This is a genomic window from Arcticibacter sp. (assembly GCF_045629565.1).
GTDB lineage: Bacteria > Bacteroidota > Bacteroidia > Sphingobacteriales > Sphingobacteriaceae > Arcticibacter.
Window position 1 is genome coordinate 37648 of record NZ_JAZQRL010000081.1, and the last position, 14135, is coordinate 51782.

Consider the following 14135-nt stretch of genomic DNA (forward strand, 5'->3'; position numbering starts at 1 on the left):
AAAACCATAGTATATGAAAATTGAGAGGTATCAGATTGAGGAACACAACAGTAAATTAGCTCAATCGCATCAAAGGAAGTTTGAATTTTTAACTCAGGATATTCAGGGTACAGAGGATATCGTGCAGAAACTGATGAAGTTTCAGATTGCTATCCCAAGCTGGGCTCTGGGTACCGGAGGAACACGTTTCGGTCGGTTCTCCGGAGGCGGCGAACCACGCAGTCTGGAAGAGAAAATGGGCGACATTGGCTTGCTTCATCAACTAAATCAATCCAGTGGTGCTATCTCTCTTCATATTCCCTGGGACATCCCCGAGAACATTCAAGATATCAAAGTCCTGGCTGCACAGTACGGCCTGCGGTTTGATGCTATGAATTCAAATACCTTCCAGGATCAGCCAGGTCAAGCGCAAAGCTATAAGTTTGGATCTATGCAGCATGTTGACAAAGCTGTGCGTAAGCAGGCAGTTGATCATAATATTGAGGTAATCAAACATGGTGTAGCTTTAGGCTCCGACTCACTGACGGTGTGGTTAGCCGATGGTTCTTGCTTTCCAGGTCAGCTCAATTTCCGAAGGGCATTTGAAAACACACTTGAAAGCCTTCAGGAAGTTTATGCAGCATTGCCTGAAGACTGGAAAGTCTTTGTAGAATATAAAGCGTTTGAACCAAATTTCTACTCAACTACGGTGGGAGATTGGGGTCAGTCTTTGCTTTACGCGAACAAACTCGGTCCTAAAGCTTACACTCTTGTGGATCTTGGACACCATTTGCCAAACGCAAACATCGAGCAGATTGTATCATTGCTATTAATGGAAGGCAAACTGGGTGGATTCCACTTCAATGACTCCAAATATGGTGATGATGATCTTACTGCAGGCAGTGTGAAACCCTACCAGTTGTTCCTTATTTTTAATGAGCTCGTAGCCGGAATGGATGCCAAGGGAATGGATCATGCAAGCGGTCTTGGCTGGATGATTGATGCATCTCATAACGTAAAGGATCCTTTGGAAGACCTGTTGCAATCAGTTGAGGCCATTATGATGGCCTATGCTCAGGCATTGTTAGTTGACAAGCAGGGTCTAGAAGAAGCGCGTTTACAAAATGATGTAGTGCGTTGCCAGGAGATCTTACAAAATGCTTTCCGTACGGACGTTCGTCCGCTGGTTGCAGAAGCAAGACTTCGTGCCCATGCTGCGTTAAACCCGGTAGGTTTATTCAGAGAACTTCAGGTAAGAGAGAAACTCATCGGAGAGAGAGGATATAAGACTGTCGCGACCGGCTTATAATGAAATTGTTTCCAGTATAGGGCTAAGGGCGTCGCTCTTGGCTCTATACTTATTTATGAACTTTTTTACTTTATAAACAATGCCGATTCCTGTTATAGCCGTGTTTGACGTTGGCAAGACCAACAAAAAGATCTTCTTTTTTGATGAGCAGTATAAGATCGTCCTTGAACGTACGGCTCAGTTTAATGAAACCGTTGATGAAGACGGTGATCCGTGTGAAGATATTCATGTGCTCACAGCATGGATTAAAAACACTATTGCTGAGATTACCGCTCTAGAACGCTACGAGATTAAGGGAATTAATTTCTCGGCCTATGGTGCTACTTTTGTGCATCTGGACGAAAATGGAAATCCTCTTACACCCATATATAATTATCTTAAACCATATCCTGAGCATCTTCAACAGCAGTTTAATGCTACCTACGGAGATGAACTTCAGTTTTCCAAGGAGACTGCATCTCCAATCCTTGGCAACTTAAACTCCGGAATGCAGCTGTACAGGCTTAAGTACCAACAGCCGGAAATCTTTCAGCGGATTAAAGTCTCTCTGCATTTTCCCCAATATCTGAGCTTCCTGGTATCAGGAAAGGCATATACAGATATGACCAGTATCGGATGTCATACAGGTTTATGGAATTTTCAGGAAAATACCTACCACCGATGGGTTCGTGAAGAGGGAATTGAAGAAAAGCTTGCTCCGGTCTATCCGTCAGATGCGGCTTTCGAAGTCCACCTGAATGGTAAGTCGTGCGCAGCTGGAATTGGCTTGCACGATAGTTCTTCGGCTCTTATACCTTTTCTTTCAAGCTTTCATGAGCCTTTCATGCTGTTATCCACAGGTACATGGTGTGTGAGTCTTAATCCATTTAATGATTCCCCCCTTTCGGAGATGGAGCTTAAGAAAGATTGTTTGTCTTATATCAGCTATAAAGGCAGGCCTGTAAAAGCTTCGCGACTGTTCGCAGGCAGTGAACATGGTCGTCAGGCTCAGCGAATTGCTGAGCACTTCGCTGAGCAACCTGACTTTTACAAGCACCTTAAATATAATGCTGAAGTTGTTGGTCTTATCAGGCAAAAGCATAAAGCCGTCAATACTACAACACAGTCAGGTGATCTTGTCGCCTCTGGCTTCGAATTGAGAAATTTAGCCGAATTTACGTCTGCAGAAGAGGCATATCACCAGTTGATTCTGGATCTTATTATATTGCAGACGCAGGTAAGCATGCTTGTTCTGAAAGGTACAGATGTTAAGCGTATATTTGTGGACGGAGGATTCAGTAAAAATCCTATTTACATGCAACTGCTGGCTTCTGCTTTTCCAGAGATGGAAGTGTTTGCTGCATCAGTTGCTCAAGCGACGTCGATCGGCGCAGCACTTGCCATCCATAAACACTGGAACAGCCAGGCCTTGCCGACGAACATTATTGACTTGAAGTTTTATTCAGCATCAGAATTAGTACTATGACCGTTGGGTTATTTATACCTTGTTATGTAGATCAGTTTTACCCTAATGCTGCCATCGCTACTTTACAGTTGCTGGAGAAGTTAGGAGTTGACGTTGTCTATCCCAAAAAACAAACTTGTTGCGGTCAGCCCATGGCCAATTCAGGTTTTTCTCATCTCACGGGAGGATGTGACGAGCTGTTCACGGAAATATTTGCCGAGTTCGACTATGTTGTCGTTCCCTCAGGGAGCTGTGCGCTTCATATTAAAGATCATTTACACTCAAAGAAGCAGCCTGGAGAGTCGAAGGTTCTGAGGACAAAAGTCTATGAGCTGGTCGAATTTCTTACAGACGTACTTCAGGTAGAAACTCTTGAATCTAGCTTCCCGCACAAGGTAGGCGTTCATCAAAGCTGCCATGGATTACGTGGACTTCACCTTTCACAAATGACAGAACTGGTGGCTCCCCCGTTTTCTAAGCCAGGTAGGCTGCTGAACATGGTGAATGGACTTGAGTTGGTAGATCTCGACAGGCAGGATGAGTGTTGTGGTTTCGGTGGGACATTCTGCGTGGCAGAAGAAGCAGTATCAGCAAAAATGGGTAAAGACCGCGTAGCAGACCATATCAAGCATGGTGCAGAGTATATCACTGGCGCAGACTTGTCCTGTTTGATGCACATGGAGGGTATTCTGCGCAGGCAGAAAAGTAATGTTAAGGTTGTGCACATTGCAGAGATATTAAACGGTATATGAGAAATCACGCAGCGTTATCAGAAGAGTTTAATAAAGATGAGGCCAGAGTCGACTGGCATGACGAAACACTTTGGTTTATCAGGCAGAAGAGAGACAGGGCAGTGCACGCCATTCCTGAGTGGGAATGGCTTCGCGAAACCGGTTCTCAAATCAAAAATAACGTACTTTCCAATCTGAGTACTTATCTTGAACAGTTCGAAACCAATGCTCTGAAAAACGGCGTTCAGGTGCACTGGGCGGCGGATGCGAAAGAACATAACGAGATCGTTCTCTCCATAATGAAGAGGCATCAGGCGGATCGAATGGTCAAGAGTAAGTCTATGCTCACAGAAGAATGTCATCTGAACGACTTCCTTGCCGAAAATGGTGTTGAAGTGATTGACTCGGATCTTGGAGAACGTATTGTTCAGCTTGCTAAGGAACCGCCCAGCCACATTGTATTACCCTGCATTCATAAAAAAAAGGAAGAAATTGGTGACCTCTTTCATGAGCACCTTGGGACAGCTTCTGGTGAAGCAGATCCACAGGTCTTAACGGAAGCAGCCCGCCAGCATCTGCGGGATACGTTCCTTACCAGGAAGGTGGCATTAACAGGTGTCAATTTCGCAATTGCAGAAACAGGTGAATTTGTTGTCTGTACCAACGAAGGTAACGCTGACATGGGAGCACATTTGTCGGATGTTCATATCGCTTGCATGGGTATCGAGAAGATTATTCCTGAACGTAAGCACTTGAGCGTTTTTCTGCGTCTGCTTACCAGAAGTGCCACGGGGCAGCCTATTACGACATATTCCAGCCATTTCATGAAACCACGTCAAGGGCAGGAGATGCATATTGTATTGGTAGACAACGGTAGAAGCCGTCAACTGGGCAGACCGGATTTTCGCAATTCTCTTAAATGTATTCGTTGCGGTTCTTGTATGAATACATGCCCTGTGTATCGCAGAAGCGGGGGACATAGTTACCATACTACCATAGCAGGACCAATAGGCGCTATATTAGCTCCCAATCTGGACATGAAAGATCACGCAGATCTTCCGTTTGCATCGACCCTCTGCGGCTCCTGTTCAAATGTTTGTCCGGTAAAAATTGATATTCATGATCAGCTGTACAAGTGGCGGCAGGTTTTGGTTAAGGAAGGACACGTAGATGCTGTTAAAGCGGCCGGTATGAAGGCAATGGCCTACACCTTTGCAAACCCATCTGTTTTTGAAGTTGCAGGTAAGTCAGGTCGGTGGTTCATGAAGAATTTTCCGTCTCTAGTCAGCAATAGGTTAAATCCGTGGTATAAGGAAAGAGAAATGCCTGAGCCGCCAAAGGAGTCTTTCCGTGAATGGTATTCAAAAAACAGAAAGAAATCATAAGATTACTGAACAAACAAGGATGTCAAGTAAAAATAGTATTCTCACTGCACTGAAAGCAAATCAGCCAGATCTTCTTCCACTACCCTCTTTGGCAATTCCTGCCACAGAGCCCTTTTCAGCGGAGGAAATTGTAGAGAAGTTTAAAACAGTTGTCGTGACGATTGGCAGCAGGGTCTTTGAAGTAAATAATTTTGACCAGATAAGAGAAATAGTGGTTCAACAATTCATCCCGCCTGCCAGAATTGTATCTTCATTCGGCGAGCTTAGTGATATTGCAGAAACTACCATAGCCGATATAAATCCGCATCTTCTTGAAAATATCGAACTTGCGGTATTAAAGGCGCAACTTGGCGTTGCAGAAAATGCAGCGCTTTGGGTTCCTGAGGCGAACATGATGCAGCGAGTGGTGCCTTTTATTTGTCAGCATCTCGCACTTGTCGTCAACAGAAAGGATATTCTTAACAACATGCATCAGGCTTACGAAGTCCTGGGCAACAGTAACACCGGTTTCGGAGCTTTTATTGCCGGACCATCCAAGACTGCTGATATAGAACAATCGCTGGTACTTGGGGCGCATGGGCCCAGGAGTCTGACAGTGTTTATCTGGGACTAACTTCTCTGCCTCACCATCGTGTTATAGGGCAAATGTGGGTAACAAGTCTGTTTCAAAGGCCAGTATCAGAACGAAACAGGACGCTACAGGATACGGGTTGTTAAAAAAGGCAGTAATTTAGATACTTTAGCTGATAATATAACCATTTCCGCTATAACCATTTTTTGCCTAACACATTATGAAGGTACCAAATAGAAACACACTTTTATTTGACCCATCTAAAGGATCATCAGTTCATAAAGCAATACCCAATTTCCGCTTACTATGAAACGAAGTTCTTTTCTGTATCAGATGTCGGTTTTAACCGCCCTTGCCACTTTGCCAAAGGGTGCAAAATCTAATTGGTTTTCAGAAGCTTCGCAAGCGGGCTTCCCTTATAAGTTGGAGCCTGTCGGGCGTTGTCTGGAGTTAGAAGGATATTATGTTTGGTGTAATAGCCCCATCCTCGGTCCGGATAATAAAGTTCACCTTTTCTTCTCTCGCTGGTCGTCAGCCAAAAAAATGGGAGGATGGCTTAATGGCTGTGAAATTGCACATGCAGTAGCTGAGCATCCCGAAGCAGAATTTAAGGTGATTGACACTGTGCTTGAACCCAGAGGGCCAGGTTTTTGGGACGCTACAACTTGTCACAATCCTCATATTCAATTTGTAGACGGACTTTATTGCCTTTTTTACATGGGTAATTCTAATGGAAAGACCGATACCAAACGCATAGGCCTCGCCACATCCAAATCGTTGTATGGCCCCTGGACACGTCCAGATGAGCCTTTGCTGCAGCCAGGAATTGCAGGAGCCTGGGATGACCATTGTACAACTAACCCTGCTTTTGTAAAACATCCAAACGGGGAGTATTGGCTTTATTATAAATCGTGGAACTCAAACGATTACTATAACTCAAAAGACCCTCTGATCAGGGGAAACAGGAAATATGGCCTGGCAGTATCCAATCGGCTCGAAGGGCCTTATCACAGGCACTCATCAAATCCAGTCATCGACTTTTCATCAACCGGGAATAATAATCAGTTTGAAGACGCCTTCGTTTGGATGGACAAAGGCAAGTTTAAGATGCTCGCCAGAGATATGGGTGTATTTAATCACGAAGTCGGCCTGTATCTGGACTCTTCGGATGGCGTCCACTGGAATCGTCCTCAAATAGCTTACAAAGCGCTTAAAGACTATGTGGAATTACCTGCAGCTCCTGCACACCTTAAGCGTTACGGGAGGCTTGAACGTCCTCAGATCTTGTTTATGAAAGGGAAACCAGCTTATCTTTTTACTGCCTGCCAGGGAGGAGAATACGAAACGGCTTCTTCTTTTATACTGCGAATTACATAATTTCTAAACACATACATAATGAACACAAAAAGACTATCAGGCTTAGTGCTGGCAATTGGATTGCTGCTATTTATATCAGCATGCGCAACAAGTGAGAAAACGGTCTGGACTTCTACAGAACAACCCTTGAAAGAAATGGAGCGAATCAGAGCGTTGATAAAAGCTCCGGTTTTCAAAGATAAAGACTACGATATTACTGCCTACGGCGCTGTGGGGGATGGTGTTACACTGAATACAGAAGCGTTCCGCAAAGCGATTGAAGATTGTAATAAAAACGGAGGAGGTCGTGTGGTTGTGCCTTTTGGTAAGTTCCTTACAGGGGCAATTATCTTAAAAAGCAATGTCAACCTCCATCTGGCAGATAGCACTACCATATTGTTCAGCAGAGATCCTGAGCATTATCCGATGGTATTTACCCGCTGGGAAGGCATGGAGTTAATGAACTACTCCTCATTTATATATGCATACGGCGAGGAAAATATCGCAATCACAGGAAACGGTACGTTGGACGGAAATGCCGATAATGAGAATTGGTGGTATTGGAAAGGACAAAAGCAATATGGCTGGGATGAAAGCAAAGGACACCAGGGACCCGCCCGCGATTCGCTTCATGCACTCAATCATCAAAAGACTGATCCCAGAACCCGTATTTTTGGAAAGGGCCATTACCTGAGACCCAACTTCATCCAGCCCTATAAATGTAATAATATCCTGATTTCAGACATCAAAATGATCAACTCACCGATGTGGAACCTCAACCCGGTATTATGTGAGAATGTAACCATTGAACGTGTCAAAATTATTTCTCACGGCCCAAATAACGACGGTGCAGACCCTGAATCATGCAAGAATGTGTTGATTAAGGACTGTTTCTTTGATACTGGCGATGATTGTATTGCCATCAAGTCGGGAAGAGATGAAGATGGACGGTCAATTAATAAGCCGGCAGAAAACCATATTATCGAAGGCTGTGAAATGAAAGAAGGCCATGGGGGAGTTGTTATAGGGAGCGAAATCTCTGGCGGCGCCCGTAATATTTTCGCTGTGAATTGTATCATGGATAGTCCTGATCTGGATAGAGTTTTGCGTATAAAAACAAGCTCAAGCCGTGGTGGTGTAATTGAAAATATCTTCATGAAAGATGTCAAAGTTGGTACCTACCGCGAAGCTGCCGTAAGATGTAACATGTTCTATGAGGCACCTGGTGATTTTATGCCAACTATTCGCAATGTTTGGGTTGAAAACATGCATGTAGAAAAAGGCGGAACTTACGGATTGCTCGTAAATGCCTACAAAGAGTCGCCTGTTGAAAACTTGAGAATGGTTAATTGCACAATCAACGGGGTTCAAATTCCGTTCAAAGTCGATTACGTTGAAAATCTCCAATTTGATAATGTTAAAATCAACGGAGAAGTTACTGTACTTCCAGATAGCTTAAATTCTAAATAGTCAGCTGGTTGCAAATTCATCCCCATGTATAAAAGTGCTCTTTTAGTTCTTGCAGGATTTCTGTTTTGCGGAACTGGTAATATAAATGCTCAGGCGCCGCTTACTTCCGGACAACTGTGGCACCAGAAGGAACGATTAGTCCATTACCGCCCCGATGGGAAGGACTTCGTTTTGGTGAACGGAACAAAGCGATTCAACCGTGCCCTTTATGGCACGAATACAGCTTTCCGTGTTGAAGCGGGCGACCTGCCCGAATTTGCCATGTATATGCCAGGCATGGGCGGTAATCTTCAGCTAGGCATTGTATCAGGTACCAGCAGTAAATGGATTATTCAGGCGAAAGATATCAAAAGTACCTACCGCCCCGGATCGATGCTCTATGAGATAAAAGATCCTATTTTGGGTTCAGGTACGCTGCGAGTCAGCGTACTGGCTCTTGCCGATGCGGAAGGCATGATCGTTAAAGCAGCTTTTTCGGGCGTGTCTGAGAGTGTTAGTTTGGTATGGGCTTTTGGCGGTGCTTCCGGGAAAAAGTTCAGTCGCAACGGTGACATAGGTGCCGATCCTGAATCTTCATTCTACCTAAAGCCTGAAAACTGCCAAAGCAACAATTATAAACTAGCAGGTAAAAGCTTCGTTTTAACTTATGCTTCCTCGCAGCAGCTCACTGGTGTCCTTTCCGACAATGGGGATATCCGACTGGTGGATGCTAGCGCAATGGAATCTCCCTCTTCCCTGATAAAATCAACAGCCGCCGAATTTCCGGTTGTTTCAGGTACCATTAAAATAAAAAGCGATGAGGAAACTTATATTTTAGTTCAAAGACCGTCTGATAAAGGAAAGATAAAATCCTCCGATTTAGCATTAAAATACGGACAGGCTGAACAGGCAAGGACTATACTGGCACAACGTGTCCAAGTGAACACCCCTGATCCGTATATCAATACACTTGGTGGAGCCCTCGCTGTTGCTGCTGACGGAATATGGGAAAGTCCCACCTTCCTTCATGGGGCAGTAGCATGGCGAATGAGGCTCAACGCCTGGCGCGGTGCCTCGGTTGCAGACCCACTTGGATGGCATGACCGGGCTCTGGAACATTTCCGGAGTTACGCAAAGTCTCAGGTTCTTGAACCGGAAAGAGGACCGGTGGTTGCTGATACCGCATTGAACCTGGCACGCCAGGAAGAGAAGATGGGAAATGCTATGTTCAGCAGCGGCTATATTTCACGTAACCCTAACGATAACACAAAACCTCATCATTATGATATGAACCTCGTGTTCTTTGATCAGATGATGACCCACTTCCAATGGACAGGTGACCTATCTGTTGCCAGAGAAATGTGGCCGGTTATCAAACGTCATCTTGATTGGGAGAAACGTAATTTTGATACCGATGGAGACGGTCTGTATGATGCGTACTGCGCTATCTGGGCAAGCGACGCATTGCAGTACAGTGGTGGCGGAGTTACACATACATCCTCTTACAATTACAGGGCAAATAAGATAGCAGCTCAGATCGCCCGTTTAATTGGTGAGGACAGCAGACCCTACGAACTGGAAGCTGAAAAAATCCATAAGGCCATCAACAGTACGTTATGGATGCCCCGCAAGGGATGGTATGCAGAGTATCAGGATCTCCTGGGACTTAAGAAGCTGCATCCCGTACCCGGGTTATGGACCATCTATCACGCTATTGATTCAAAGGTGCCCGACATGTTTAAGGCATACCAGTCACTTCGATATGTAGATACTCAAATTCCCAGAATTCCTATTCTGGCCAAAGGCCTTGATGATAAAGATCTCTACACACTCCCCACAACAAACTGGCAGCCTTATACATGGTCTGTCAATAATGTGGCCCTGGCAGAGGTTCTCCATACATCACTTGCCTACTGGCAGGCCGGGAGATCGGAAGATGCATTTAAGCTTTGGAAAAGCAATATTCTCGAATCAATGTATTTAAGTTCCAGTCCTGGTGGATTTCAGCAGTTATCGTTCTACGATGCAGTGCGTGGTGAACTCTACAGAGATTTTGCAGATCCCATCGGTGTAGCAGGTCGTACGCTGGTAGAAGGCTTGTTCGGTATAGAACCGGATGCACTTGCTGATACCCTGACAATTCGTCCAGGGCTGCCATCCGCATGGGGGTACGCTTCGCTGAAGACACCTGACATATCCTTCGATTTTAAGAGAACTGATGCTACAGACCGGTACATCATCGAAGCTTACCGGAAAAGTCCCATGAACCTCAAACTGGAAATTAAGGCTAAGTCTGATCGTGTCAAAAATGTTCGTGTAAATGGTGTAGCCGTTAACTGGAAAGTGTCAGAAAGATCGTTAGGCACACCATCTCTCGAGATTTTTGCAGGGAAGTCCGCAAAATACACCATTGAAGTAGCCTGGGATGGCGAATCTTTTGAGGAACCGTCTCTTAGTCCGGCTTTGTACAAAGAACTCTTTAAAGCTGAGTTTAAGAATGCGAAGATTACGAATGTTTATGATCCCCAGCAGATCCTCCAGGGTGCGGTGTTCAAAAATAATAAACTGGAAGCCCTTATTGACTCGGAGAACGGTCACAAGACTTTTTTCCTCAAGATGAATCAGGGAAATTTCGCCTGGTGGCTCCCCGTAGACATCGAGGTAATGAAGACGGTTGAGCTCATGGCACCGGCTGAACAAAAAGATGAGAGCCTTACCTTTACAGTAAAGAATAATGGGCCTGCAGTAAGAGGTGAACTTATGCTCAAGGGCGGAAGCAGGATTGTATCCAAAATCGTAGAACTCTCTGCCGGAGGGTCTGAAGAGATTGTAGTACCTAAGGAGTATGTATCAGCGGGAACGAACCTTATGCGGGTGGAGTATAGACCAGGTGTCTATGCCGAAAAGGATATTATCAACTGGAACGCTTTGCCAAACCCAGGAGCTAGCTTTGAATCAGTCGACCTCTCAGGCGTTTTTAATGATAAGGTAACCAACATCTTCAAAAATAAGTACCTGAGTCCACGCCCCGTATCCCCAACACTCCAGCTACCAACTCAAGGAATAGGAAACTGGTGTTATCCCCTGACAACGGCTAATATAGACGACAGTGGAATAAGAGGAAAGGCAGGAGATAGTGGTCAGATTGTCCTTCCAAACGGAATACCGATGGCAACTTCAGGATTGCCTGATGCCAGCAACATTGCTTTCACTTCGCAATGGGATAACTATCCTGATTCCATCGTAGTTCCCTTATCGGGGTCAGCTTCGCATGCTTATTTGCTTATGGCCGGATCTACCAATCCAATGCAAAGCAGAATTGAAAACGGGGAGGTTCTGGTCGCTTATACCGATGGAACTGTCGATCGTCTGCCTTTGGTTAACCCCTCAAACTGGTGGCCAATAGAGCAAGACTATATTCATGACGGGTACGCTTTCACAACAGACAGTCCCAAGCCATTTAGGGTATACTTGAAAAGCGGCCAAATTAGTCGCGACTTCAAAGATTTTATCTCCATAAAAGGATTCACCGATCGGGGGATAGACGGAGGGGCGGCAACAGTTCTCGATCTTCCACTCGATCCTAAGAAGCAGTTAAAAGAGCTCACTATAAGAACGCTGGCCAATGATGTCGTGATTGGATTAATGAGCATAACATTACAGAAGATCTAAAAGCCCAATTATTAACTAACAAAACCAATTATATGAAAGTAAAGAAGATTTTATACGGCGTCGGAATAGCACTATCTCAAGTGCTATTCGCAAGCGCACAGCCGATAAATCGCCAGGCGGTGGTAACACGCCACAATGTTGTCAACACCAAAATCGATTCACTAACTTCGCTGTCCCTCGGAAATGGAAAGTTCGCTTTTACAGCGGATGTAACCGGCCTGCAGACTTTTCCCGACGCCTACAAGAAAGGCGTAAGTCTCGGAACCCAGTCTGAATGGGGATGGAACAATTTCAAAGATACGGTAGGTTATAACATCTCCGAAGTCCTCAAGAACTACAATTTGAACGGTAGAATGATCTCCTATGCCGTTCAGTGGTCTGAACCCTTAAGGAAAAGACAAGCAGCCGACTGGCTAAGGAAAAACCCACACCGCATCCATTTAGGACATTTAGGGTTTGAGATCCAGAAACAAAATGGTTCCATGATCAGTATGGCTGACGTTAAAAACATCAGGCAGGAACTTGACCTCTGGACAGGTGTTCTCAAAAGTACCTTTACCGTAGACAACATCCCTGTGGAAGTAACTACAACGGTTCATCAGGATCAGGATGTCGTCTCAGTTCGGGTGAAGTCTAAGCTCGTTACGAGCGGCAGATTGAAGGTTGGCCTCCGGTTCCCTTACCCAACAGCAGAGTTTCTTGATGAAGGTGCTAACTGGGCTAATCCGCAAAATCACAAATCTTCCATCCTCTCATCAAATGCAGACGGAGCGGTAATCGAGCATCAGCTTGAAGGTATCACTTACTTCTCTAACCTGAAATGGAATAGAGGCACCGTTAATGCAACTTCCACGCCACATTCCTTCCAGGTTATTCCTGCCAAAGGATCGGACATACTTGAGCTGAGCTGCTTGTTCAGTCCCGGGCAAAAGACATCCGCTGCCGTACCTGCATACCAGGATAGCGAAGCCAGCAGCAAAACTCAATGGGCTGCCTTTTGGAACAGCGGTGCGGCAATTGATTTCGCTGGAAGTACCGACCCCAGAGCCAAAGAGTTGGAAAGAAGAACGGTGCTGTCTCAATACCTCACGAAACTACAATGTGCCGGATCGTTTCCTCCTCAGGAAACTGGCTTAACTTTCAACAGCTGGTTTGGTAAGCCACATCTGGAGATGCATTGGTGGCATGCGGTGCATTTTGCGCTGTGGAACAGGGTGGACCTTATGGAAAACAGTCTTAGTTACTATGCAAAAGTCCAGGGTAAAGCAAAAGCGCTTGCCGAGAGACAAGGCTTCAAGGGCGTTCGCTGGCAAAAAATGACTGATCACAACGGAGATGAGGCTCCATCTTCTGTCGGAGCATTTCTTATCTGGCAGCAGCCTCACCTGATCTATATGGCAGAACTCGCCTATCGCGATAAACGAGACAAAGCGATTCTCGAAAAATACAAAGACCTCGTTTTTGCCACAGCCGAATTCATGGCTTCTTTCCCTACCTATGACAAAGCAAAAGATCAATACAACCTGGGTAAAGGCCTCATTCCTGCTCAGGAAGTATTTAAAGCTGAGTTGACTTTCAACCCGACGTACGAACTTGCTTACTGGGATTGGGCACTTAAAGTTGCCCAAACCTGGAGAGAGCGTCTGGGTATGAGCAGAGATGCTGAATGGGATAACGTAATCAACAAGCTCGCACCCCTTCCGGTATCTGAAGGCGTATATCTGGCTACCGAAAGCACTCCCGATTCGTATACAACCGATCGCTGGAAGACTGATCATCCTGCAGTTCTGGGAGCATTAGGTATGGTGCCTGAGTCTAAGAAGCTGGATATGGCAACCATGCAGCGTACTTTCGACCTGGTATGGAAGGTATGGTCATGGGAGGATACATGGGGATGGGACTTCCCCATGACTGCAATGAATGCGGCCCGTTTGGGTAAGCCTGAGCGGGCAGTGGACGCGCTCTTTATGAAAATCCAGACAAACACCTACCTTAAAAACGGCCATAACTACCAGGATGGAAGGTTGCGTATATACCTGCCCGGAAATGGAGGAGTCCTCACTACCGTAGCCATGATGGCCGGTGGATGGGACGGAAGTCAGGGCGTCAATCCCGGTTTTCCTAAAGACGGAAAGTGGAAAGTACGCTCCGAAGGCTTCAAGAAGATGCCATAGTATTGCAAAAAGGGCTGCCTTCGTCAGGCAGCCCTTTTATATCGTTAACACCAGTAACGGTTGAA

Annotated in this window: 9 protein-coding genes; all 9 read left to right on the forward strand. The window is 45.5% G+C overall.

The features are described from left to right. Positions 1 to 13 precede the first annotated feature (13 nt). The 9 genes from ACKI5J_RS10265 (at position 14) to ACKI5J_RS10305 (ending at position 14070) form a co-directional block, all read left to right on the forward strand. Positions 14 to 1288: a sugar isomerase gene (locus ACKI5J_RS10265; protein ID WP_407429150.1), complete on the forward strand. Its 1275-nt coding sequence runs from the start codon at positions 14 to 16 to the stop codon at positions 1286 to 1288. Positions 1289 to 1367: 79 nt separating this feature from the next. Further along, the gene (locus ACKI5J_RS10270) at positions 1368 to 2753 is read left to right on the forward strand and encodes an FGGY-family carbohydrate kinase (RefSeq protein ID WP_407429152.1); all 1386 of its coding nucleotides are present in this window, start codon (positions 1368 to 1370) and stop codon (positions 2751 to 2753) included. Further along, positions 2750 to 3484: a (Fe-S)-binding protein gene (locus ACKI5J_RS10275; protein ID WP_407429154.1), complete on the forward strand. Its 735-nt coding sequence runs from the start codon at positions 2750 to 2752 to the stop codon at positions 3482 to 3484. The genes ACKI5J_RS10270 and ACKI5J_RS10275 overlap by 4 nt, the downstream gene beginning before the upstream one ends. Next, the gene (locus ACKI5J_RS10280; protein WP_407429156.1) at positions 3481 to 4848 is read left to right on the forward strand and encodes a lactate utilization protein B; all 1368 of its coding nucleotides are present in this window, start codon (positions 3481 to 3483) and stop codon (positions 4846 to 4848) included. Before ACKI5J_RS10275 ends, ACKI5J_RS10280 begins: the two co-directional genes overlap by 4 nt. Positions 4849 to 4867: 19 nt before the next feature. Next, on the forward strand, positions 4868 to 5461 hold the full coding sequence (locus ACKI5J_RS10285; protein WP_407429158.1) for a lactate utilization protein C: 594 nt from the start codon (positions 4868 to 4870) through the stop codon (positions 5459 to 5461). Between the two features lie 264 nt (positions 5462 to 5725). After that, complete coding sequence (locus ACKI5J_RS10290) at positions 5726 to 6796, forward strand: glycoside hydrolase family protein (RefSeq protein WP_407429160.1); 1071 nt, start codon at positions 5726 to 5728, stop codon at positions 6794 to 6796. A gap of 18 nt (positions 6797 to 6814) precedes the next feature. Next, positions 6815 to 8245: a glycoside hydrolase family 28 protein gene (locus ACKI5J_RS10295; RefSeq protein WP_407429162.1), complete on the forward strand. Its 1431-nt coding sequence runs from the start codon at positions 6815 to 6817 to the stop codon at positions 8243 to 8245. A gap of 24 nt (positions 8246 to 8269) precedes the next feature. After that, positions 8270 to 11896: a DUF4450 domain-containing protein gene (locus ACKI5J_RS10300; RefSeq protein ID WP_407429164.1), complete on the forward strand. Its 3627-nt coding sequence runs from the start codon at positions 8270 to 8272 to the stop codon at positions 11894 to 11896. Positions 11897 to 11928: 32 nt separating this feature from the next. Further along, complete coding sequence (locus ACKI5J_RS10305) at positions 11929 to 14070, forward strand: hypothetical protein (RefSeq protein WP_407429166.1); 2142 nt, start codon at positions 11929 to 11931, stop codon at positions 14068 to 14070. Positions 14071 to 14135: the final 65 nt, after the last annotated feature.